General features: G+C 63.0%; 17 protein-coding genes and 1 other RNA gene. 12 read left to right on the forward strand and 6 right to left on the reverse strand.

Annotated features, from left to right (window positions below; all coding sequences use genetic code 11):
* Positions 1-87 precede the first annotated feature (87 nt).
* The 7 genes from KDW96_RS21680 to KDW96_RS21710 are packed head-to-tail and all read left to right on the forward strand — an operon-like array spanning position 88 to position 6709.
* Positions 88-558, forward strand: coding sequence for a TadE/TadG family type IV pilus assembly protein (locus KDW96_RS21680; RefSeq protein ID WP_255838275.1), 471 nt, complete (start codon positions 88-90; stop codon positions 556-558).
* Positions 558-1046, forward strand: coding sequence for a TadE/TadG family type IV pilus assembly protein (locus KDW96_RS21685; protein ID WP_255838276.1), 489 nt, complete (start codon positions 558-560; stop codon positions 1044-1046). The genes KDW96_RS21680 and KDW96_RS21685 overlap by 1 nt, the downstream gene beginning before the upstream one ends.
* Positions 1040-2260, forward strand: coding sequence for an AAA family ATPase (locus KDW96_RS21690; RefSeq protein WP_255838277.1), 1221 nt, complete (start codon positions 1040-1042; stop codon positions 2258-2260). Before KDW96_RS21685 ends, KDW96_RS21690 begins: the two co-directional genes overlap by 7 nt.
* Positions 2261-2263: 3 nt before the next feature.
* Positions 2264-3697 carry a TadA family conjugal transfer-associated ATPase gene (locus tag KDW96_RS21695; RefSeq protein ID WP_255838278.1) on the forward strand — a complete coding sequence of 478 codons (1434 nt, stop codon included), beginning with the start codon at positions 2264-2266 and terminating at the stop codon, positions 3695-3697.
* Complete coding sequence (locus KDW96_RS21700; RefSeq protein ID WP_255838279.1) at positions 3694-4680, forward strand: type II secretion system F family protein; 987 nt, start codon at positions 3694-3696, stop codon at positions 4678-4680. The genes KDW96_RS21695 and KDW96_RS21700 overlap by 4 nt, the downstream gene beginning before the upstream one ends.
* A gap of 30 nt (positions 4681-4710) precedes the next feature.
* Positions 4711-5679, forward strand: coding sequence for a type II secretion system F family protein (locus tag KDW96_RS21705; RefSeq protein ID WP_255838280.1), 969 nt, complete (start codon positions 4711-4713; stop codon positions 5677-5679).
* A 1-nt stretch (position 5680) separates the two neighbouring features.
* Positions 5681-6709: a tetratricopeptide repeat protein gene (locus tag KDW96_RS21710; protein WP_255838281.1), complete on the forward strand. Its 1029-nt coding sequence runs from the start codon at positions 5681-5683 to the stop codon at positions 6707-6709.
* A gap of 74 nt (positions 6710-6783) precedes the next feature.
* Here KDW96_RS21710 and KDW96_RS21715 read toward each other — a convergent pair whose 3' ends face one another.
* Positions 6784-7062: an HU family DNA-binding protein gene (locus tag KDW96_RS21715; RefSeq protein WP_255838282.1), complete on the reverse strand. Its 279-nt coding sequence runs from the start codon at positions 7060-7062 to the stop codon at positions 6784-6786.
* Positions 7063-7374: 312 nt separating this feature from the next.
* Here KDW96_RS21715 and ffs point away from each other — a divergent pair.
* Positions 7375-7471, forward strand: an RNA gene (ffs, locus tag KDW96_RS21720) — signal recognition particle sRNA small type.
* 153 nt (positions 7472-7624) lie between these two features.
* Here the strand turns inward: ffs and KDW96_RS21725 are convergent.
* Both KDW96_RS21725 and KDW96_RS21730 read right to left on the reverse strand, forming a co-directional pair.
* Positions 7625-7912, reverse strand: a complete 288-nt coding sequence (locus tag KDW96_RS21725; RefSeq protein WP_255838283.1) for a DUF3509 domain-containing protein — start codon at positions 7910-7912, stop codon at positions 7625-7627.
* Positions 7913-7985: 73 nt separating this feature from the next.
* Complete coding sequence (locus KDW96_RS21730) at positions 7986-8207, reverse strand: hypothetical protein (protein WP_255838284.1); 222 nt, start codon at positions 8205-8207, stop codon at positions 7986-7988.
* A 466-nt stretch (positions 8208-8673) separates the two neighbouring features.
* On the opposite strand from KDW96_RS21730, the gene dnaX reads away from it, so the two are divergent.
* The 4 genes from dnaX (at position 8674) to KDW96_RS21750 (ending at position 13190) form a co-directional block, all read left to right on the forward strand.
* Positions 8674-10740: a DNA polymerase III subunit gamma/tau gene (gene dnaX / locus KDW96_RS21735; RefSeq protein ID WP_255838285.1), complete on the forward strand. Its 2067-nt coding sequence runs from the start codon at positions 8674-8676 to the stop codon at positions 10738-10740.
* An 82-nt stretch (positions 10741-10822) separates the two neighbouring features.
* Positions 10823-11149 (forward strand): YbaB/EbfC family nucleoid-associated protein, encoded by a 327-nt coding sequence (locus KDW96_RS21740; RefSeq protein ID WP_090385942.1) that lies wholly within the window; start codon positions 10823-10825, stop codon positions 11147-11149.
* A gap of 165 nt (positions 11150-11314) precedes the next feature.
* The gene (gene recR, locus KDW96_RS21745; RefSeq protein WP_255838286.1) at positions 11315-11914 is read left to right on the forward strand and encodes a recombination mediator RecR; all 600 of its coding nucleotides are present in this window, start codon (positions 11315-11317) and stop codon (positions 11912-11914) included.
* A gap of 127 nt (positions 11915-12041) precedes the next feature.
* On the forward strand, positions 12042-13190 hold the full coding sequence (locus KDW96_RS21750; RefSeq protein ID WP_255838287.1) for an acyl-CoA dehydrogenase family protein: 1149 nt from the start codon (positions 12042-12044) through the stop codon (positions 13188-13190).
* Between the two features lie 132 nt (positions 13191-13322).
* On the opposite strand, the gene KDW96_RS21755 is transcribed toward KDW96_RS21750, so the two are convergent.
* From KDW96_RS21755 to KDW96_RS21765, 3 genes are read right to left on the reverse strand one after another with little or no spacing between them, the layout of a single operon-like run.
* Positions 13323-16553, reverse strand: a complete 3231-nt coding sequence (locus KDW96_RS21755) for an EAL domain-containing protein (protein WP_255838288.1) — start codon at positions 16551-16553, stop codon at positions 13323-13325.
* Positions 16550-17008 carry a response regulator gene (locus tag KDW96_RS21760; RefSeq protein ID WP_255838289.1) on the reverse strand — a complete coding sequence of 153 codons (459 nt, stop codon included), beginning with the start codon at positions 17006-17008 and terminating at the stop codon, positions 16550-16552. The genes KDW96_RS21755 and KDW96_RS21760 overlap by 4 nt, the downstream gene beginning before the upstream one ends.
* Positions 17009-17020: 12 nt before the next feature.
* Complete coding sequence (locus KDW96_RS21765; RefSeq protein ID WP_255838290.1) at positions 17021-21655, reverse strand: PAS domain S-box protein; 4635 nt, start codon at positions 21653-21655, stop codon at positions 17021-17023.
* Between the last annotated feature and the right edge of the window lie 44 nt (positions 21656-21699).

A 21699-nucleotide genomic window follows, 5' to 3' on the forward strand; every position in this document is an offset into this window, starting at 1 on the left:
GTGGGCAGGCAGCGGCGCCTGCAGGACCGGATGCGTGGGACCTGCAAGGGCCGAGGGCCGGGACCATAACCTGAAGAGAGGTGTGCGATGAGCAGCAGGCAATCTAAACCGCTTCATAGCCAGCGTGGCGTGGCCATGGTGGAATTCGCGATCGCCTTGCCATTGCTGCTGTTGCTGTTGCTGGCTATCGGCGAGTTCGGCCGTCTGCTGTACCACTACAACAACCTGCTGCAAGCCAGCCGCGACGCCGGACGTTACGTCGCCGGACAGGCCTGGAACGCAACGCTCGGGCAGATCGATCTGACCGGAGATCTGCAGACCAGGACCAAGAACGTCGCCGTCTTCGGTGTGCCGGCCAATCCGCGCGGCTATGCATCGGTGGTGCCGAATCTGGCGCCGAGCGACGTACAGGTCAGCTCGGTGGGCGCCGAACATGTGCGGGTCAGCATCTCCTACACCTTTCGCCCGGTGGTCGGCAACTCCCTGCCAACCTTCTTCGGTTCGTCGATTCCCTTGAACATCGCGCTGAACTCCACCGTGGTCATGAGGGCGCTGTGATGAACAAGAAAGGTATGCAGGGCGTCTATGTGGTGGAGTTCGCCATCATCGGCCTGCTGTTGTTCACCCTGCTGTTCGGCATCCTGGAGATGGGCCGGTTGCTGTTCACCGTCAATGCCCTGGACGAGGTGGTACGCCGGGGCGCACGGCTGGCGGCGGTGTGCGCCATCAGCGACGAGACGATAGTGAAGCGGCGGGCGATCTTCAATGACGTGGGGGACGGCAGCGCCAGCAGCCTGGTCGCCAACCTGCAAACCTCCGACCTGACGCTGACCTACCTCGATGAGAACGGCGCCGTGGTGAACAACCCCGGTGATCCCGCCAACCTGAGTTCCATCCGTTTCGTTGAGCTGAGTGTCGAGAGTTTTCCCTTCACCTTGTTGATCCCGCCACCGTTGGGTGGCGACATTACCTTGCCGGTATTCAGGGCGATCTTGCCCCGCGAAAGCCTCGGCTCAGATGGCGAGGGTGGAGACACATCATGCTGACATCGAGAGAAGTTCCGGCGGCAACCCGAGCGCCGGATAAGCAGAAAAAGCAGCTACTGATCAGTAGTCGCGACGCCGCGGCGCTGGCTCATCTGAAGACCCTGAGCGAGCGCCTGCCCAGCCTGCAGGTGACCACGCGGCTGGTCAGCAACGGCCATACCGACCCGCTGTACGGCCTGGAGCGGTTGCCCGATTTCCTGCTACTGCGAGTCAGCCACCTTTGGCGCGAGGAGTTGGCCGCCCTGCTGCAGCGGCCGGCCCAGGAGCGACCACCGTTCCTGATCTGTGGCCCGTTGGAGGAGCATGAGGGGATTCGTCTGGCGATGCAGGCCGGTGCCCGGGACTTCCTGCCCGAGCCGCTGGCCGCCGACGAGTTGCTGGCCGCCCTGGAGCGGATGATTCAGGAGACCCAGGCGGGGCAGGCGGGCGGCGGCAAACTGGTGGCGGTGATGAATGCCAAGGGCGGCTCCGGCGCCACCCTGCTGGCCTGTAACCTGGCCCACCAGCTCAGCGCACGGGGCGGCAGCACCCTGTTGCTGGATCTGGACCTGCAGTTCGGCAGCGTCGCTCACTGCCTGGATGTGGTGCCGGCGCACAGCCATGTGGAGGTCATGCAGCAGATCGATGAGATGGACAGCGTCGCCTTGCGCGGCTTCTGCAGCCATTTCAGCCCGAACCTGCATGTGCTGGGTGGGCGGGCCGGGGAGTTGTGCTTGGCCCAGGATGTACGTCTGGAGCAGTTGGAGGCCCTGCTGCGCCTGGCTCGCAGTACCTACGACTGGGTGGTGGTGGACCTGCCGCGGCAAATCGACCACCTCACCGGCGTCACCCTGGAGCAGGCCGATCGGGTCTACATCCTGGTGCAGCAAAGCCTCAGCCACCTGAAGGACGCCACCCGTCTGGTGCGCATCATGCGCGACGAACTGGGGGTGCAGAACAACCGCTTCCAGGTGGTGGTCAACCGCTACGACAAGGCCTCGCCGGTCAGCCTGCAGGACATCGCCGAGGCGCTGCGTTGCACGGAGCTGCAGAAGCTCCCCAACGACTATGCCGTGGTCAGCGAAAGCCAGAACACCGGGGTGCCGCTGGAGCTGCATGCGCCGCGGGCGCCGCTGACCCTCGGCATGCGCGAGCTGAGCCAGGCCCTGCTCGGCACCAAGGCAGCCGAACAGGGTTTGCTGAAACGTACCTTCGGCCGACTGTTCAGGGGATAGATCATGCTCAGTGAATTTCGTAATCGACTGCGCCAGCAGCCCGCCAAGAACTCGAAGGCAGGTGCGCAGGAGGCTGTCGCCGACGGCACCGCCGCGGCGCCTATGGCCTGGGAGGGTAGCGCGCCGGACACCCTCTATGAGACCAGGTCCAGATTGAATCCGATGGAAAGCGAGTGGCGGGAGAAGATCTATCAGCAGCTGCTCAAGGTCATGGACCTGTCGCTGCTCGACTCCCTCGAGCCCGCCGATGCCGGGCGGCAGATTCGAGAACTGAGCCAGCGCCTGCTCGACGAGCATTCGGCGCCGGTGAGCGTCAGCAGCCGCCAGCTGATCATCAAGCAGATTACCGACGAAGTGCTCGGGCTCGGGCCGCTGGAGCCGCTGCTGGCCGATCACAGCGTGTCGGACATTCTGGTCAATGGCCACGCCTCGGTCTATGTCGAGCGCCACGGCAAGTTGCAGCGCACCGATGTGCGCTTTCGCGACGATCAGCATCTGCTGAACATCATCGATCGTATCGTTTCCAACCTGGGCCGGCGTATCGACGAGTCCTCGCCACTGGTGGACGCGCGCCTGAAGGACGGCTCGCGGGTCAATGCGATCATCCCGCCGCTGGCCATCGATGGGCCGAGCATGTCGATCCGTCGTTTCGCCGTGGACCTGCTCAATGCCGAGAGCCTGGTGCAGATGGGCACCCTGACTCCGGCCATTGCCCTGGTGCTCAAGGCCATCGTGCGCGGACGCCTGAACGTGCTCGTATCCGGCGGTACCGGCACCGGCAAGACCACCATGCTCAACGTCCTGTCCAGCTTCATTCCGCACAACGAGCGCATCGTCACCATCGAGGACTCGGCCGAACTGCAACTGCAGCAGCCGCACGTGGTGCGCCTGGAAACCCGGCCGCCGAACATCGAAGGTCGTGGCGAGGTCAACCAGCGTGAGCTGGTGCGCAACAGCCTGCGCATGCGCCCGGACCGCATCGTCATAGGCGAGGTGCGTGGCGCCGAGGCGCTGGACATGCTCACGGCGATGAACACTGGCCACGACGGCTCGCTGACCACCATCCACGCCAATACCGCGCGTGATGCCCTGGGGCGTATCGAGAACATGGTGTCGATGACCGGCGCGACCTTTCCGATCAAGGCCCTGCGCCAGCAGATCGCCTCGGCCATAGACGTGGTGATCCAGTTGGAGCGTCAGGAAGACGGCAAGCGGCGCCTGGTCAGCGTGCAGGAGATCAACGGCATGGAGGGCGAAATCATCACGATGACCGAGATCTTCGGCTTCGTTCGCCGTGGCATCGGCGAGCAGGGCGAAGTGCTTGGCGATTACCGGCCGACCGGCATGGTGCCGGCGTTCCGCGATGTGCTGGCCAAGCGTGGCATCGAGCTACCGCTCAATCTGTTTCGCCCGGAATGGATGGAGGCTCAGTCATGAACCAGATTCCCAGCGAGTTCATCCTGGCCTTCCTTGGCATGGTGTTCGCCGCGGTGTTCCTGCTCAGCCAGGGGCTGGTGGTGCCGGTATTCGGTGAAGCGGGAAAGGTGCGCAAACGTATCAGGTCGCGCCTGCATGTGCTCGAGCATGCCAGCAACCTGCCGAACATGCAGACGGTGCTGCGGCAGAAATACTTGCGGCGCCTGTCGCCCCTGGAGGCCCGGCTGGAGCAGTTGCCGGCCATGGAGGCCCTGGCGCAGATGATCGAGCAGGCCGGACACGGCTACCGTGCCTACCGCGTGCTGTTGCTCGGGCTGCTGCTGGGCGTGGCGGTCGGCGTGCTGCTGTGGTTGTTCACTCGGCTCTGGTGGCTGGCGCTGCCGGTTGCCCTGATTGTTTGCTGGTTGCCGGTGCTGAAGATCGCCAGTGACCGAGGCAAGCGTTTCGCCCAGTTCGAGGAGGGCCTGCCGGATGCCCTGGACGCGATGTGCCGTGCCTTGCGCGCCGGCCATCCGTTCAACGAGACCCTGCAACTGGTGGCCGAGGAGCACAAGGGGCCGGTGGCCCACGAGTTCGGCCTGACCTTCGCCGATATCAACTACGGCAACGACGTGCGCCGGGCCATGCTCGGTCTGCTCGAGCGGGTGCCGAGCATGACCGTGATGATGCTGGTGACCTCGGTGCTGATCCACCGTGAATCCGGAGGCAACCTGACCGAGGTACTGGAGCGCTTGAGCAGCCTGATCCGCGGCCGCTTCCGCTTCCAGCGCAAGGTCAAGACCCTGTCGGCCGAGGGGCGCATGTCGGCCTGGGTGCTGGTGGCCGTGCCGTTCGTGCTGGCGGCGGCGATCGTGATCTCTAGCCCGACCTATCTGCCCCTGCTGATCAAGGAGCCGATAGGGCAAAAACTGGTGATGGCGGCCTTCGTCGCCATGCTCATCGGGATCTTCTGGATCCGCAAGATCATCAGGATCCAAGTCTAACCGCTGGCGGTAGCGTGGGAGGTGCTCGTCATGGACTATCTGCTAAGCCTGCTCAATCGAGTAGTAGAGAACGAGGAAATGGCGCGCTTGCTGTTCGTCGGCGCCATTGGCCTGAGCGTGGTGCTCGTCCTGGTCGCCGTGAGCCTGCTGGTGATCGGTTTGCAGGATCCGCTGCAGCGTCGCCTGGCCCTGATCAAGCGCGGGCATGGCGGGGAGGGCGATGGGCAGGAGACGCCGAGCAACCTGCAGCTCATGCTGGAGCAGGTCGGCCAGCGCTTCACCTCCGCCGAGGACGGGCGGGATTCGGCGACGCGGACTTTGCTGATGCATGCCGGTTATCGCTCGCCTGCGGCGGTGCAGACCTACTGGGCCGTGCGCCTGCTGGTACCGCTGGTGCTGACAGGCCTGACGCTGCTGGCGTTGCCATTGATCCCCAAACTGTCCCTGCTGATGGGCGTCGGCCTGGTGGCGGGGGGCGCCGCGGTCGGCTGGCTGGCACCGGCCATCTATGTAGACAAGCGCAAGCAGGCGCGCATGACGCGGTTGTTGGTGGCCTTCCCCGATGCCCTGGACTTGATGGTGGTGTGTGTGGAGTCGGGCCTGGCGCTGCCCCAGGCCATCGAACGGGTGGCCGACGAGATGGCCGTGAGCCAGCCGGAGCTGGCGGTGGAGCTGGCCCTGGTCAATGCCGAGGTCCGTGCCGGCATCCCGAGCACCGAGGCGCTCAAGCACCTGGCCGAGCGCACCGGGCTGGAGGACATCCGGGGACTGGTCAGCCTGCTGGCACAAAGCATCCGCTTCGGCACCAGCGTCGCCGCGACCCTGCGCATCTATGCCGAGGAGTTTCGCGACCGGCGTACCCAGAAAGCCGAGGAAACGGCGGCGAAGATCGGCACGAAGCTGGTATTCCCACTAATCTTGTGCCTGTGGCCGAGCTTTTTCCTGGTGGCCATAGGCCCCGCCATCGTCGGGGTGCTCAAAGTCTTCGGGAAGGTATGAGATGAAAAGGATCGGACTGCTGTTGGGCACGATGGCCGTGCTGTCGGGGTGTCAGACCATGGGGCCGGAATCGACGATCGATAGTCGTTCGATCTATAGGGGCGACAATTCGCTGCTTTACCAAGTGAAAAAACAGACGAGCTCTCCCGATCAGGCCATGCAGATGGCCGCCATGGCCTACCAGGCTGGCGATCTGGATCAGTCGCTGTTCCAGTATCTGCACGCCCTGGAGCTGGACCCGAAGCGCTATGTGGCGCTGGTCTGGGTCGGTCGTATCCACCGCGAGCGCGGCAATGCTCAACTCGCCGAGCTGGCCTTCGATGATGTGCTGACGAGCGATCCGGAGAACCTCGATGCTCTGGCGGAGAAGGGGCTCTTGAAACTGGCCGGGCGCAACCATGAAGCCGCCGTCAAGCTGCTATCCAAGGCGGTGGCCCTGGACCAGCGGCGCCAGGGACACGGTGATGACGTTGATCCTGCGAATGTGACCGGACTCAAGGTGGACAGCCAATCGCCGCTCAAGGTCTACAACGGGCTGGGGGTTCTTGCCGACCTGCGCAATGACTTCCTGCAGTCCGAGGCCTATTACCGCTTGGCCTTGTTGATCGATCCGCGCTCGGTGCTGGTGCAGAATAGCCTGGGCTACTCCTATTACCTGGACGGGCAGTGGACCGAAGCCGAGCGGACCTACCAGCGTGGTATCGACTACGATGCCTCTTACCAGCCCTTGTGGCGTAACTATGGGTTGTTGCTGGCGCGGATGGAGCGATACGAAGAGGCGCTTTCCGCATTCGAGCAGATCGGGAATAGAGCCCAGGCCAGTAACGATGTCGGCTACATCTGTTTGGTGGAAGGTAAGCTGGATGTGGCCGAGCAGTTCTTTCGCAGCGCGATCGAGCAGTCGCCGGCGCATTACGCCGCGGCGTGGGAAAACCTGAATCGGATTCAGCAGGTCAGGCGCATTCGCCAGATGGGGGCCGGTCCCGATTCGGTTGCGGTCGTCCCAGCGGAACAGCCGCCGGCGCAATGACCGGCCGCTGGCGACGGCCCACCTGTTACCGCTGCGGCGCCGCAGCCCCGGCCCCCGGGCCTTGCGTCGGCCGCTTAGTTGATCGCGTCGCTCAGTGCCTTGGCCGGCACATACTTGACCACCTTCTTCGCGGCGATCTCGATCGCCTTGCCGGTCTGCGGGTTACGGCCGGTGCGGGCCGGGCGTTCGCTGACTTTCAGCTTGCCGATGCCGGGCAGGGTGATCTCGTCGCCGTTTTCCAGGGCGTCGCTGACGATCTCGCTGAGTTGCTCCAGTGCCGCACGTACGGTGGCTCTCGGCGTATCGATGGCTTCTGCAATGTCGCTGATCAGTTGGTCTTTGGTCATGGCCATGTTGTTGCTCCTTGAATTGAGAGGTGGCGCTGAACTGCCCCGCGCAGGGTACTGCGAATTCGCCCCGCTGGCACCGCTGGAAAGGGGTATTCACGGATCGCGCCCCAGTTTGCGATCGGCATCAGCGCGTTCTTCGAACGCTGTTTGCCGCCGCCGCTATCGCGGTGCTCGCAAGTTGGGCGCGGGGTTGCTTGTTACGAGCGGTGGCTCTGGAGAAGTTTTGTGCTGTAAGTGCTTGAAGCGGTTGTAAGTTCGAGACAAGCCGGTACAATGGCGCGGCCCGCCGCCTGGTGGGCAACGTTATGGTGGCCCTGCCGGTCCCCCCGCAACGATCAGCCGTGAACCCGGTCAGGCCCGGAAGGGAGCAGCCGCAGCGGTGACATTGTGTGCCGGGGTGTGGCTGGTGGGGTCCACCTCCAGTTTCTAGCCCGTTCGGGCGACTCGCACCCTCTCTAATTTATTCTTTCCCACATCCTTAAGCTTTAAGCCGCTTTAGCTCGCGCATCATTCGTGCGCGCAACAAAAAGCCCCGGCTGAGCGGGGCTTTCTTTGATCGTATGCCTCAGGAAGTGTGGTAGCTGAGCACGCTGTCCTGTTCCTTCAGGGCCTTGCGCATCTCCGCCGGAATGCTGCCTGAACGTACGGCCAGTTCCAGGCGAATATCTTCCAGGCTCTGGGCGAAGGCCTGTGGATCGCTCATTTGCGTGGCGTTGAGGACCCGGCTGTAGGCAGTGGCGTCACTTTCGTCGAGCAGTGACAGAACAATGCTACCGTCTGGCCTGGGGGCGCCGAAATTGGCCCGCAGGGGTGCAAACAGCTGATCGACGAATTGTTGATTGGGGTTGTCCATGACCAATACTCCATCCTGAGGGTGACAAGGTTTGACCATAGCATTGGCGATTAGTTCAGCGCCATTGCGTCGTTCAGGCCGCCAGTGACTGGCGTGCACGCTGAATGACTCGCTGCAACGACTCGTCGCCATACTGGCCCGGGTAGAGGCGTTGGCTGTGCTGGGCAATCCCGGCCTGGTTGACGACGGTAAAGCTAAAGCTGCCTTTGCGGGCCGCCAGAATGCGGCAATCATGCGGGGCAAATGCGCTGGACAGGATGCGGACGGCAGCCTGAAATTGTTGTTGAGTGTTCATTTTCTGGGTAATTCCTAAAAACTAGCGAGCGCATCAATGCGCAGATAAGGCTCCAGGGTGCCGGCACGTCGGCTGGCAGTGATAATCCGGGCGGAGCGAAGTTGCACGTTCAGGCGCCGAGCTTTCGGGGCAAGAGCGGGTCGGTACTTCGGAGGCAGGCTGGAGTCTGCGCGGGAGCGAGACGGCCTGATCAGTCAGCAGGGTGGGTCGGGTAGGGAGCTGGGCGGCATCGCCTGATGGGCGTATGCGCTCTTTACCGGGGAACCAACGAGGTGGCCGGGTGGCCAGATTGACTTGCAGCGTGGTACGAACGGAGTGGATATTAACCGCCTGGTCAACTATTAGCCAGCACTATCTGGGCTCGCGAGTCATCTGGCGATAATGGAGGCTGTGCATCGGATGCAATTTACCCCATGCTCCGTTAGCATTAGCCCACTTCAATGCTTTCCTCTCGTGACGGGTTTCGATGAGTTATCAGGTTCTTGCACGCAAATGGCGTCCGCGCTCGTTTCGCGAAATGGTCGGCCAGACCCATGTGCTCAAGGCGCTGATCAACGCCCTCGATAGCCAGCGCCTGCACCATGCCTACCTGTTCACCGGCACCCGCGGGGTGGGCAAGACCACCATTGCGCGCATTATCGCCAAGTGCCTGAACTGCGAAACCGGCATCAGTTCGACGCCTTGCGGCGTTTGCTCGGTCTGCAAGGAAATCGACGAAGGCCGTTTCGTGGACTTGATCGAAGTCGACGCCGCCAGCCGAACCAAGGTCGAAGACACCCGCGAGCTACTGGACAACGTGCAGTATTCGCCGAGCCGCGGGCGCTTCAAGGTCTACCTGATCGACGAAGTGCACATGCTTTCTTCGCACTCGTTCAATGCCTTGCTCAAGACCCTGGAAGAGCCGCCGCCGCACGTCAAGTTTCTCCTCGCCACCACCGACCCGCAGAAGCTGCCGGTGACCATCCTCTCGCGCTGCCTGCAGTTCTCCCTGAAGAACATGCCGCCGGAGCGGGTGGTCGAGCACCTTACCCATGTGCTGGGGGCGGAGAGTATCCCCTTCGAGGAAGACGCCCTGTGGCTGCTCGGCCGCGCGGCCGATGGCTCCATGCGCGACGCCATGAGCCTGACCGACCAGGCGATCGCCTTCGGTGAGGGCAAGGTATTGGCGGCCGATGTGCGGGCCATGCTCGGCACCCTGGATCATGGCCAGGTGTATGGCGTGCTGCATGCGCTGCTGGAAGGCGATGCCCGTGGGGTGATCGATGCCGTGCGTCATCTTGCCGAGCAGGGGCCGGACTGGAACGGGGTGCTGGCGGAAATCCTCAATGTGCTGCACCGCGTTGCCATCGCTCAGGCGCTGCCCGAGGCGGTGGACAATGGCCAGGGCGATCGCGACCGGGTGCTGGCCCTGGCCCAGGCATTGCCGGCCGAAGACGTGCAGTTCTACTACCAGATGGGCCTGATCGGTCGTCGCGACTTGCCGCTCGCGCCGGACCCGCGCGGTGGCTTCGAGATGGTGCTGCTGCGGATGCTGGCGTTCCGCCCCGCGGATACCGGTGATGCGCCGAGGGTGGCGCTAAAGCCGCTAGGGATTAGCCAGGCCACTGCTGATCCCCGGATCAACCCAGTGGCCGGCGCAGCCATGCCTGCACCGGTCGGCAACACGCCGCCTGCGGAGATCGAAGCAACGGCCATCCCGGCGCCTGTTGCGCAGGTTGTTGCGCCGCCTGCTGCAATGGTGCCAGCCGAGCCTGAAGCACCGAGCCCGCGCGAAACCGAAGCCGTACCTGAGCCGCTTGCCGCGGTCCCGGCCCCGGCAGTCGCGGACGCGCCGCAGGCGCCCGTCGTCGACCTGCCCTGGGAAGAGTCACGGCCACAGGGCGCCGCCGAGTCGCCCGCTGTGCCTGCGAAGGCTGCGGCAGAGGTACCTGAGGCACTTGAGGCGCGTCCGGTCACGGCGGCGCCGAGCGTCGAAGAGGCCCGCGACGAGCTTCCAGCTTTCGCAGACGAGCGCGACGATGAGCCGCCGCCCGGTGATTATGACTATGTCGAGATGGATGCCGAGTCCTTCGACTATGACTTCGAGTCGGTGGCGCCGGCACTGCCGGTCGAGACGGAGCCACTTCCTGCGGCCAGGCCGGCTACGGGCCTGGCGGCCGAGTGGCTGGAGCTATTCCCCAAGCTTGGCCTGTCCGGGATGACCGGCAGTATCGGCGCCAACTGCACCCTGATCGCGGTCGAGGGCGACAGCTGGTTGCTGCACCTGGATCCAGGGCACAGCGCGCTATTCAACGCCACGCAGCAGCGTCGTCTGAACGACGCCTTGAACCAGCACCTCGGGCGCGAGTTGAAGCTGCAGGTCGAGTTGCGGCAGCCTGAGCAGGAAACCCCGGCGCAGGCGGCGGCGCGCAAGCGTGCCAATCGTCAGCGTGATGCCGAGGCGTCGATCCATAACGACCCGCTGATCCAGCAGATGATTCAGCAGTTCGCCGCCAGCATTCGTGCCGACAGTATCGAACCCATAGATACCTAGGGCCTGTTCTAGGGTTAGGATGGGCAACCGCCTCGACCCGGAACATGTCGTACTCCAACCCCTATTACCGAGGACTAGCACCATGATGAAAGGTGGCATGGCCGGCCTGATGAAGCAGGCCCAGCAGATGCAGGAAAAGATGCAGAAGATGCAGGAAGAGCTGGCGAACGCCGAGGTAACCGGTCAATCCGGTGCCGGCCTGGTGAGCGTGGTGATGACCGGTCGCCACGACGTCAAGCGCGTCAGCCTGGACGACAGCCTGATGCAGGAAGACAAGGAAATTCTCGAAGACCTGATCGCCGCTGCGGTGAACGACGCGGTACGCAAGGTCGAGCAGAACAGCCAGGACAAGATGTCCGGCATGACCGCCGGCATGCAGCTGCCCCCGGGCTTCAAGATGCCGTTCTGATCCGGCGTCTGCCGCCGGCGCGGCAACCGTTGTCGCTGGCGGGCAGGGCTTCTTCGAGGCAGGGGCTCGCGATTGGCGCCTGCCTCGAGGTGGCTTGGCGGCTCCCACGAACGCCTCTTAGAGCGCGCCATTCGATCAAATCTCCTGCAACTGTCGAGTTTCCCCATGAGCTTCAGCCCACTGATCCGCCACCTGATCGACTCCTTGCGCATTCTGCCGGGTGTGGGGCAGAAGACTGCCCAGCGCATGGCTTTGCACCTGCTCGAGCGTGACCGCAGCGGTGCGGTGCGCCTGGCTCAGGCGCTGACGCAGGCGATGGATGGGGTGGGGCATTGCAAGCAGTGCCGTACGCTCAGTGAGGACGAGCTGTGTCACCTGTGCCTCGATCCGCGCCGCGACGACAGTCTGCTGTGCGTGGTGGAGGGACCGATGGACGTCTATGCGGTGGAGCAGACCGGTTTCCGCGGCCGCTATTTCGTGCTCAAGGGCCACCTGTCGCCTCTCGATGGCCTGGGCCCCGAGGCGATCGGCATACCCGAACTGCTGACGCGGGTGGATGCCGGCAGCTTCGGCGAAGTGATACTCGCCACCAACCCGACGGTTGAGGGTGAGGCCACCGCCCACTACATCGCTCAGCTACTGGCCAACAAGGGCCTGGTCGCCTCGCGGATCGCCCATGGCATGCCGCTCGGCGGCGAGCTGGAGTTGGTCGACGGCGGCACCCTGGCCCATGCCCTGGCCGGGCGTCGTCCGATTCAGTTGTAGGCACAGCGCCAACTTCTTTCGCGCGGCTCTCTGTTGCGCCCAATCGCCCGCACAATTGGCACAACACCCGCCTTGAATACCAAGCAAGCGCTCGGTAAGGTCCATTAAACCTTATCGGGAGCAGCCCATGGCGGCCTTGCAGGCGTACTTCGATCCCTCTCACCAATTGGTGCGCGACTCGGTACAACGCTTCGTCGAGCGGGAGATCCTGCCGCATATCGATGAATGGGAAGAAGCGGAGGCCTTTCCCCGCGAGCTCTATCTCAAGGCCGGCGCCGCGGGCATTCTCGGCATCGGATATCCCGAACGCTACGGCGGCAGTCATGAAGGCGATGTGTTCGCCAAGGTGGCCGCCAGCGAAGCAATGATGCGCTGTGGATCGGGCGGTCTGGTGGCTGGGCTCGGGTCCCTGGATATAGGGGTGCCGCCGTTGCTCAAGTGGGGCCAGGCGCCACTGCGTGAGCGGGTGGTGCCGCAGGTGCTGGCCGGTGAGAAGATCATGGCCCTGGCGGTGACCGAGCCGTCCGGTGGGTCCGATGTGGCCAACCTGAAGACCCGCGCAGTACGCCTTGGCGACCGCTACCGCGTGACCGGCAGCAAGACGTTCATCACCAGCGGCGTGCGCGCCGACTACTACACGGTGGCGGTACGCACGGGTGGCGAGGGCTTCGGCGGGATCAGCCTGCTGTTGATCGAGAAGGGGACGCCCGGCTTCACGGTGGGGCGCAAGCTGAAGAAGATGGGATGGTGGGCTTCCGATACCGCCGAACTGTTCTTCGACGACTGTGAGGTACCGCTCGAGAATCTGATCGGCGCCGAACATGGCGGCTTCGCCTGCATCATGGCCAACTTCCAGAGCGAGCGACTGGCGCTGGCAATCATGGCCAACATGACCGCCGAGCTCGCGTTGGAAGAATCGCTGCGCTGGGCCAGGGAGCGTGAGGCGTTCGGCAAACCCATCGGCAAGTTCCAGGTGCTCAAGCACCGCCTGGCCGAAATGGCCACGCAGCTGGAGGTGTCCCGCGAGTTTACCTACCGCCAGGCGGCGAAGATGGCGGTGGGGCAGAGCGTGATCAGGGAAATTTCCATGGCCAAGAATTTCGCCACCGATACTGCCGACCGCCTGACCCATGACGCGGTGCAGATCCTGGGCGGCATGGGCTACATGCGTGAAAGTCTGGTCGAGCGCCTGTACCGCGACAGCCGCATCCTCTCCATCGGCGGAGGCTCGCGGGAGATCATGAACGAGATCATCGCCAAGCAGATGGGGCTTTAGCACCGGTTGCAGTCAGCCAGACTCGCTTGGCCGCAGGCGTCTCTGCAAGGGCAAGAGGATGAAATCGGCTTCAAGGGGATGTCGCGCTAATTATCGCGGCGCCAATCGAATCTGCGGTCCTGGCGCGACTGCTCAAGACGGCAGCTCGTCCGGGGCCGCGGCACTGTGGTCCTTGTCCTGCCCCAACCTGTGGTGTTGAAACGCCTGGGTCACGGTGCCGCGCAACTGTTCGTCATCCCAGGGTTTGGTGAGGAACTTGTAGATCGCGCCCTGGTTGATCGCGTCGGTCACCGATTTCAGATCGGTGTAGCCAGACAGGACGATGCGAATGGTATTGGGGTAGAGGTCCTTGACCCGGCTCAGGAACTCGGTGCCGTTCATTTCCGGCATGCGCTGGTCCGAGAGAATTACCTGCACATCGTGCTTTGCCAGCAGCTCGAAGGCATCCTGGGCGCGGCTGGCCGTGAGGATGCGGTAACCGTCACGGCGCAACACGCGGGTCAAGGCGCGCAGGATGTTCTCCTCGTCGTCGAGCAGCAGCAGGGTCTGTTCATTGCTATCCCTCGCGGCGTCGGGCAAACGCCCCTGCACACATTCTCGCTGGGTCCGCAGGAACTCTTCCAGCAGCGGTAGCGGCATGGGTTTGGCAAAGTAGAACCCCTGAAACTCGTCGCAGTGGTTTTTCTTCAGAAAGGCGTATTGGGGCTCGGTTTCGACGCCTTCGGCGACCACCTTGAGCTTGAGGTGATGGGCCATGGAGATGATGCCCAGGGAAATCGCCGCGTCGGTGCTGTCGCTGATGACTTCCTGCACGAAGGAGCGATCGATCTTGATCTTGTCGATCGGCAGGCGCTTGAGGTAATTCAGGCTGGAGAAGCCGGTACCGAAATCGTCGATCGCCAAGCTTACGCCAAGCTCCTTGAGGGCATGCAGGACGAAGATCGCGCGGTCGGCGTTCTCCAGCAGTACGGATTCGGTCAGCTCAAGCTCGAGCAACTCTGGAGGCAGACCGGTTTCCTCCAGCACGGCGCGTACGGTATCGACGAAACCGGCGCGCTGGAACTGCACCGGGGAGATATTCACGGCCATCACGATCCCGCCCCAACCCTGGTCGCGCAGGGCGCGAGCCTGGCGGCAAGCGGTGCGGAGCACCCACTCGCTCAGCGGGATGATCTGGCCGGTGTCTTCGGCCACGGGTACGAACTGGGCCGGCGAGATGTAACCGAGGTCGCTGTGCTGCCAGCGCAGCAGCGCTTCGTAGCCGACGACACGGCCGCTGCGACCCTCGATCTGTGGCTGGTAATAGAGTTGGAAGGATTCGGCTTCGATGGCCTTCTGCAGTTCGTTGCGCAGGGTGACCCGCTCGTTGACCCGCTGGTTGAGGTCCTGGGTGTACCACTGGTAATTGTTGCGCCCCTGCTGCTTGGCCTTGTACATGGCCAGGTCCGCCTGCTGGATCAACGCACTCGGCGGCTCGGTGGTGCCGTCGCTCAGGGTGATGCCGATGCTGGCGGTGATGTGCATTTCGATGCCGCCCACCTTGTAGGGCTGGGCGATGCTGGCAATGATCCGGTCGGCGACCAGTAGGGCATCCTCTTCGCGGGCCAGGTCCGGCAGGATGATGATGAATTCGTCGCCACCCAGCCGCGCGACGGTGTCGCCGGGGCGAACCTGCTGATTCATGCGCCGCGCGACTTCGACCAGTATCTGGTCGCCCGCACTGTGCCCCATGCTGTCGTTGATCGGCTTGAAGCCGTCCAGGTCGATGAACATCACCGCCAGGCTGCGCTGGTAGCGCAGGCTGATCTGGCAGCCCTGGGTCAGGCGATCTTCCAGCAGAGAGCGGTTCGGCAGACCGGTGAGCACGTCATGACTGGCGTTGTAGGCCAGTTGCGCCTCGAAATTCTTCTGTTCGGAGATATCGTTCTGAATGCCGATGAAGTGGGTGATGTTGCCTTGCTCGTCGGGTACGGGGGCGATGTACAGGGCGTTCCAGAAGGGGGTGCCGTCCTTGCGGAAATTGCGCAGGACCACATGGGTTTCTCGATAGTCCTTTATGCCCTGGCGAATGTCCTCGATGTTGGGCTGGTCGCGCTCCTCACCCTGCAGAAAACGGCAGTTCCGGCCGAGCACTTCGGCGGCGCTGTAGCCCGTGATGCGTTCGAAGGCCGGGTTGGCGTAAATGATCGGAAGGTCGTCGGCCTGGGCATCGCAAATCAACGCGCCGTTATAGCTGGCTTCCAGGCTGCGCCGTAGTAGGCGCAGCTGCTTTTCCGATTCGATACGTGCGCCGATATCTCGCAGCGAGAGCAGGCGCATCTGTTGGCCGTCCCATTCGGATTGGGAACACTGGACTTCGACTGCCAGGGTCCTGCCATCTGCCAGTGACAGATGACACTCTCGAAGTTGACCCGGTTCCACCGCTATATCCAGCTCGTGCCGCTGCAATTGGTCGAGATTGCCCCCGAGCAGCTGTTCCGCGGCAGGATTGGCGTAGTGCACCGCACTGTCGCCATCCACGACCAGCACGGCATCACGGCTGTCGGTCAGCAACTGGCGGTATGCTGACTCCTTGCGCTGGGCTTCCTTGCGAGCGCTTAGTGTTTCTGTCACATCTCGCGCAACAGCGAGAAAAGCTGGCGCCTCATTGAACTCAATCTTGTGAACGAGCGCCTCCACGAAAATCTCACGCCCATCCTTGTGCTGATGTTGCCAGGTACCAACATTGCAGGACTTCTCGGATTGAATCACTGTCTGAACTGACTCTAGAAGTCGTTGCCGTTCAGAGGGTGGGCGAATGTCTAGCACACTCATATGCTGCAGTTCTTCACGCGAATAACCATGAATATCGACCATGGCCTGATTCACTGCCAAGAAGCTTAGACTTTCCTGATCAACCACATAGATCGCTTCCGGGCTGGCTTCAAACAGGAGCCGGTAACGCGCTTCGCTATCGCTGAGCGCGCCCATCGACTCTGCCCGGCTCAGGGCATAGCGAATGCTGCGGGCGAGCATTCGGCCGTCGAACTGGCCCTTGACCAGATAGTCGGCGGCGCCCATGTCGATGGCATTGGCATCCAGTTCTTCATCGCCCTGGCCGGTGAGGAGGATGAACGGGGCCTGTACGTTCTCTGCCTGGGCCGCCGCAATCAGGTCCAGGCCGCTTTCGGCTCCCAGGCGGTAATCGACCAGATAGAGCGCGTGCTCCTGGCGCCGGATGGTTTCCAGGGCCTGGTCATAGCTGCTGACCCATTCCAGCTGATACTGCAGTTGTTTGACGTCGCCGAGCAGGTCGCGGGTGATGAGGTAATCGTCCTCGTCGTCCTCGATCAGCAGCAGCCGTAGCGCGCGTTGGCTATTCATCGGTGCTGATGCACCACTGGCAGTTCGGCCAGCTCGAGCCAGTAGCGGCCCAGGGTATGGGCGACTTCGCGCAGTTCGGAATAGCTGCTGGGTTTGGTGAGGTAGGCGTTGGCGCCGCTTTCGTAGCTGTCGAGGACGTCCTCCTTGTTGCTCGAAGTGCTCAGGACGACCACCGGAATGCTGAGCAGGCGTTGGTCCGACTTGATCTCCGCCAGGGCCTCGCGTCCGTCCTTGCGCGGCATGTTGAGGTCGAGCAGGAGAAAGCCCGGCAACGGATACTTATTCGTGTCCTCGAAGGGGGTGCGATGATTCAGGTAGTCCATCAGCTGCTCGCCGTCATGAACGAAGTGCACCTGATTTTTGACGTTGCACTCGCGAAATGCCTCGGTGAGCAGCAGGCAGTCATCGGGGTCGTCATCGGCGATGAGGATATGGACGGGTTTGGATGCTTGCATGATGGCGTTCGCTTATTCGGGTGAGGCAAAGGTAATACGGAAGATGCTGCCGTGCCCAGGCTTGCTGCTGGCGGTAACGCTGGCGCGATGGTGTTCGACGATTTTCTTGACGATGGCCAGGCCGATACCGGTGCCCGCGTAGGTCTGCCGATCATGCAGGCGCTGGAACGGGTTGAAGATGCGGTCCAGGTATTTCTCGTCGAAGCCGATGCCTTGATCTTCCACGCAGAGCGTCCATTGGCTGTCTCCCTCGGCTTCGGCATATATATGCAGTCTAGGCGGCTGGCCGGGGGCGTGGAACTTTGCCGCATTGCTCAGCAGGTTCTGCAGCAGCTGGCGAATCTGAGTGGGTTCGCCGAGCAGTGGAGGCAAGGGGCTGCGCTCAACCACCGCACCAGAATTGCTCAAGGTTTCTTCCATGTCCTGCAGCACCTCGTCGAGTATGTTCTCGACGTCGAGTCTGACAAAGGGTTTGGCCCGCGAGGTGACCCGCGAATAACTCAACAGATCCTTGATCAGCGTCTGCATGCGCCCGGCGGCCGAACTCATGCGCCGCAAATAGTCCTGGCACTCGGGGTCGAGGTTAGTCGCTCTTGTCCCGAGGCGCTCGGAGAATGCCTGGATCTTGCGCAGCGGCTCCTGCAGGTCATGGGAGGCGACATAGGCGAACTCCTGCAATTCACCGTTGCTGCGCTCGAGTTCCTGCAAGGTGGCCTTGAGTTGTTTCTCGGCCGCCTTGCGCGCATTGATGTCGCGGCCGGCCAGGTAAATTAACTGGTCTTCGCCTTGCGCCGCACTGAACTGCATCCAATAGCGGTTGGCTTGCACATCGATCAGGCGCACTTCCGAATCCAGCAGCGGTTCACCCTGAGTCACATGGCGCAGGACCTGCACCGCCTGCTCGTGATCTTCGGGTGCTATGACCTCCAGGCAGGAGTGGCCGATCAGACTCTGCTCCGGATAGCCGAGCATGCCGCCCAGAGCCGGATTGACCTGAATGACCAGCCCTTGCTTGTCGAGCACGCAATACAGCTCCGGTGACAGCATGAAGAACTGATCCCGCTCACGCATGGCTTTCTCCGCCAGGGCCTGGGCGCTGATGTCACGAAACGCCATAACCCAACCGCTGACCGAGTCACCGCGGATCAGCGGTGCGTAGTCATAGCTCATGTGGACCTGTTGTTTGGCACCGCGGCGCCGCACGAATTCGCCATGAGGGGCCGTCGGGGTTGTCGCGTCTTCGAGTTCGATCGGCAGCAGTGCGGAGAGCGGTTGGCCAAGCAGCAAGGCGCTCGGTCGATCCAGCAGCTTTTCGGCGGTCGGGTTGGCATAGCTCAGCATGCCAGCGGCGTCGAAGGCCAGCAGGCCTTCGCCAATACTCTCGGTAATGGTGGCGGTGAAGTTCAGTTGCTCCCTCAGGCGCTGCTCCCCGGCCAGTATCTCGCCCATCAGGCGTTTGTTTTCCAGCGCCACGACGGTCATCTGGGCGAACTGCTCGGCGATGGCCAGGTCGTCCGCGTCGAATTCGCCGTGGTACTTGTCGGAGAGCTGCAGCAACCCCAGTTGAGTACCGCTGGTGGTCTGCAGCGGCACGGCAAGGAGTCCCCTGAGCGGCGGATGAGCCAGGTCACCGGCTTCTGGCTTCGACCAGCGTGGATGGCTCTGCAGTTGCGCCTGGCTGAGTTTGAGGGCCTGCCCGCCTTCCAGGAAATAACGTCCTTGAACGACTCGCCCGGCAGAAGTCTTGGCGTCGCGCCAGTCGGCGTGCTTGGAGGAGACGGCGAGGGCATTGTGTGCGGGCGCTGCGGCATCGCCTTGGCCCAGGCAGATCAGGGTCTGGTGGGCGCCGATCAGGCTGCGCAGTCGCTCACAGAGCAGGTCGACCAGCTTCGGGTTGTCGAACATTCCGGTGATCTGCACGGCAATGTCACTCAGGCCGCGCAGCAGCAAGCCCCGCCGCTGGGCGTGGAGCAGCGCCGTGCGCAGGTCGCGCTCCATCTGGTTGCGCGCGCCGACATCATTGGTGATCGCGAATACGCCGACGATCGCGCCTTCCACCAGGATCGGCAGGTAGGTGCATTCCAGCTCGACTCGTGCACCGGTCGGGGCGCGAAACTTGCCTTCGAACCGTCGCGCCTCGCCGGCGCGCGCCGCGCGGAAATGTTCGCCTATGTGGTCGGCGTCTTCGCTGACCAGCAGGATCGAGCTCGGCGTCCCGAGCAGCTCGCTCTCCTGCATGTCCAACAGCTGGCAAGCGGCCTGGTTGACGCTCTCGATCTGGCCCTGGAGGTCCAGCGAGAAGACTGCGCTGGGGGTGTGGTCGAACAGCGAGCGGAAGCGCTGCTCGCTGCGTTGCAGGCTCTTGCGGTCGTCGGTGCGCTCGAGCGCAATGGTTGCCAGCTGCGCCGCCGTGGCGAGCAGTTGCATCTGCTGATCGTCAGGCGCCATCGGCTGGCGATGATAGAAGGCGAGGGTGCCGAATACCTGCCCATTGTCGCCAATCAGGGGAATGGACCAGCAGGCGCGCAAGTTGTGGCGCAGCGCCAGTTCGCGGTACTCCCTCCAGAGCGGGTCGTTGGCGATGTCCTCGACCAGCACCATCTGCTTGCGATACGCCGCCGTGCCGCAGGAGCCGCAGCTTGGGCCGACGCTCACGCCATCGATGGCGTCCAGGTAGCTCTGGGGCAGGCTGGGGGCGACATTCAGAATCAGCTGCTGGCGCTCCTGGTCGAGTTGTTGCACCGAACACAGGGCGGTCGGGTCGCGGCTTTCGCTCATGCGGCAGATGGCGCTGAGGATGTCGCTGAGCGGCTGGTTGGTGGAAATCATGCCGAGGATGTCGCGTTGATCCTCCAGGTAGGCCTCGGCCTTCACCAGGTGGCTGATGTCGTGGGCCACGCCAAAGAAACTGCGCTCCTCGGCCGACCAGGCATAGGACCAGAGCAGGTGAACCACGCTGCCATCCTTGTGCCGATAGCGATTGCTGAAGCCTTGAATGGGGCGTCCAGCTATGGACGCTTCCGCATTCTCATGGGTTCTGAGGCGATCTTCCTCCAGCACGAAGTCGAGAAAGGGGCGACCAATCATCTCGTCGGGTCGGTAACCCAGTAATCCGAAACTGGCGGTATTGACCTCACTGAAGCGCCCTTGCTCATCGATGGAGCAGAGCAGGTCCATGGAGTGTTGCATGATCCGCTGATTGAGGTTCTGCAGCGACTGCTGGCGCTTCAGGCTCTCGTTGAGCGCCTGGTTGGCCTGGCGCAGGTGCCGGTTACGCTCAGTGGAGAGGCTGGCCAGGCGCAGGCTGCAGATCAGGAAGAAGCTGATGCACAGGCCGAAGGGAACGATCAACAGGGTCAGCGTCTGGCTGAGCGACAGGCTGTCCCTGGGGTTGCTGAGGTAGGCCTGCAGCTGCCATTGGACACCTGAGGGCAGGATGACGGTGCGCGAGCTGAGTATGAACGGGGCCATCTCGTCAGGCGAGTCGCCGCTGATGCTTCGCCCGTCCTCAGAAATGTGGAAGTGGAACTGCTGGGTTTTTGCGCTTAGCAGTGGGTTGAGCTCTATCTCGGCGATGAGCAGTGCGTTCTGTTCATTGCTGGCGCGCAGCGGCCTCACCAGGAAAACCCGCGTACCCAGCGACACGAGCTGCGCGGTACGCACCTCCAGTCGGTGCTTGTGCAGCCAGGCGCGGTGCTGGGGGCCGGCCAGGAGCTTGGCCAGTTGGTCGAGCGCGGCAGGATTGCGCTCGTGCAGCCATTGCGGATGCAGCTCTTTATCGAGAATGCCGAGCAAGGTGAGGTAGGGGAAGTCACGCAGATAGCGGCGGCCTTCCCGGTCCAGTTCGCTGGCATTGGGCTGCCATGAAGGTTCCTCCCAGCGGTCGGCGAAGCGATGCAGCATGGCGCTGTAATCTTCAAACTCATCATTGACTGCGCGCTGCAGATCGGTCAGCGCCGCATCGCTTTCCTGCTTGAGGTTTCCGAGGATCTTGTCGGTGAGTAGGAACCAGATAAGGCACATCAGCAGGATGCCCAGGCTGCCGGCAATGAGGCTGCGGTGGTCCAGCAGTTGCCTGCGCTCGGTGGGCAGCTGAGGGAGCAGGATCAGGGCTATGCCGAGCAGGAAGCAAAGCAGGCAGTAGAGGCTGTTGGTGTCTGGCTTGAAGCCAAGCCTCAGTTCATTCAGTTGCGGCCACCAGTCGGACAGTTGCGCGACCACGGCCAGGGACGCTGCCGCCAAACCCACTACTCGACTGAATCGGAGGCCGGCCTTGCTGTGCTTAAGGCTGAAGGGCAGGGTGAGTGCGGCCAGCGCTAGAACCAGCGGCAAGGGAGTCTGGGCAGAAAGAGCTTCGGATAGAGTCCCCGTCCGCACTCCCGGCAGATAATGCCAAAGGCCGCTGAGGCTGACGATTATGGCTATGCCGGTTGTAATTTGCGTGGCCCGCGAGTGGCCGCGGGCTGCGGCCAGCAGGCCCAACCCGAGCAGCATCATGGGCAGGGCCCGGTCGGGTAGCAGCGCGAGACTGTATACGTTGAAGTTCTGCTGGCTTACAAACCCGAGGGTGCCTCCGGCGCCGATAAGCACCAACGCGATGGCCAGCGTGTGCAGGAACGCCTGGATAAGGACATGACGCGTCAGCATGGCTGCCCTGTCCGGGCGCTTTTGGCCGGCGTGAAAGCCAGAAT

The sequence above is a fragment of the Pseudomonas benzenivorans genome (assembly GCF_024397895.1).
Lineage (GTDB): Bacteria > Pseudomonadota > Gammaproteobacteria > Pseudomonadales > Pseudomonadaceae > Aquipseudomonas > Aquipseudomonas benzenivorans_A.

What these genes read in the sequence shown, in the direction of transcription:
- KDW96_RS21715 (WP_255838282.1), bottom strand. Translation starts at nt 7,062, where the DNA reads ATGGCCATGACCAAAGACCAACTGATCAGCGACATTGCAGAAGCCATC.
- KDW96_RS21680 (WP_255838275.1), top strand. Translation starts at nt 88, where the DNA reads ATGAGCAGCAGGCAATCTAAACCGCTTCATAGCCAGCGTGGCGTGGCC.
- KDW96_RS21705 (WP_255838280.1), top strand. Translation starts at nt 4,711, where the DNA reads ATGGACTATCTGCTAAGCCTGCTCAATCGAGTAGTAGAGAACGAGGAA.
- KDW96_RS21700 (WP_255838279.1), top strand. Translation starts at nt 3,694, where the DNA reads ATGAACCAGATTCCCAGCGAGTTCATCCTGGCCTTCCTTGGCATGGTG.
- KDW96_RS21690 (WP_255838277.1), top strand. Translation starts at nt 1,040, where the DNA reads ATGCTGACATCGAGAGAAGTTCCGGCGGCAACCCGAGCGCCGGATAAG.
- KDW96_RS21695 (WP_255838278.1), top strand. Translation starts at nt 2,264, where the DNA reads ATGCTCAGTGAATTTCGTAATCGACTGCGCCAGCAGCCCGCCAAGAAC.
- KDW96_RS21725 (WP_255838283.1), bottom strand. Translation starts at nt 7,912, where the DNA reads ATGGACAACCCCAATCAACAATTCGTCGATCAGCTGTTTGCACCCCTG.
- KDW96_RS21710 (WP_255838281.1), top strand. Translation starts at nt 5,681, where the DNA reads ATGAAAAGGATCGGACTGCTGTTGGGCACGATGGCCGTGCTGTCGGGG.
- KDW96_RS21740 (WP_090385942.1), top strand. Translation starts at nt 10,823, where the DNA reads ATGATGAAAGGTGGCATGGCCGGCCTGATGAAGCAGGCCCAGCAGATG.
- KDW96_RS21765 (WP_255838290.1), bottom strand. Translation starts at nt 21,655, where the DNA reads ATGCTGACGCGTCATGTCCTTATCCAGGCGTTCCTGCACACGCTGGCC.
- KDW96_RS21685 (WP_255838276.1), top strand. Translation starts at nt 558, where the DNA reads ATGAACAAGAAAGGTATGCAGGGCGTCTATGTGGTGGAGTTCGCCATC.
- KDW96_RS21750 (WP_255838287.1), top strand. Translation starts at nt 12,042, where the DNA reads ATGGCGGCCTTGCAGGCGTACTTCGATCCCTCTCACCAATTGGTGCGC.
- dnaX (WP_255838285.1), top strand. Translation starts at nt 8,674, where the DNA reads ATGAGTTATCAGGTTCTTGCACGCAAATGGCGTCCGCGCTCGTTTCGC.
- KDW96_RS21760 (WP_255838289.1), bottom strand. Translation starts at nt 17,008, where the DNA reads ATGCAAGCATCCAAACCCGTCCATATCCTCATCGCCGATGACGACCCC.
- KDW96_RS21730 (WP_255838284.1), bottom strand. Translation starts at nt 8,207, where the DNA reads ATGAACACTCAACAACAATTTCAGGCTGCCGTCCGCATCCTGTCCAGC.
- KDW96_RS21755 (WP_255838288.1), bottom strand. Translation starts at nt 16,553, where the DNA reads ATGAATAGCCAACGCGCGCTACGGCTGCTGCTGATCGAGGACGACGAG.
- recR (WP_255838286.1), top strand. Translation starts at nt 11,315, where the DNA reads ATGAGCTTCAGCCCACTGATCCGCCACCTGATCGACTCCTTGCGCATT.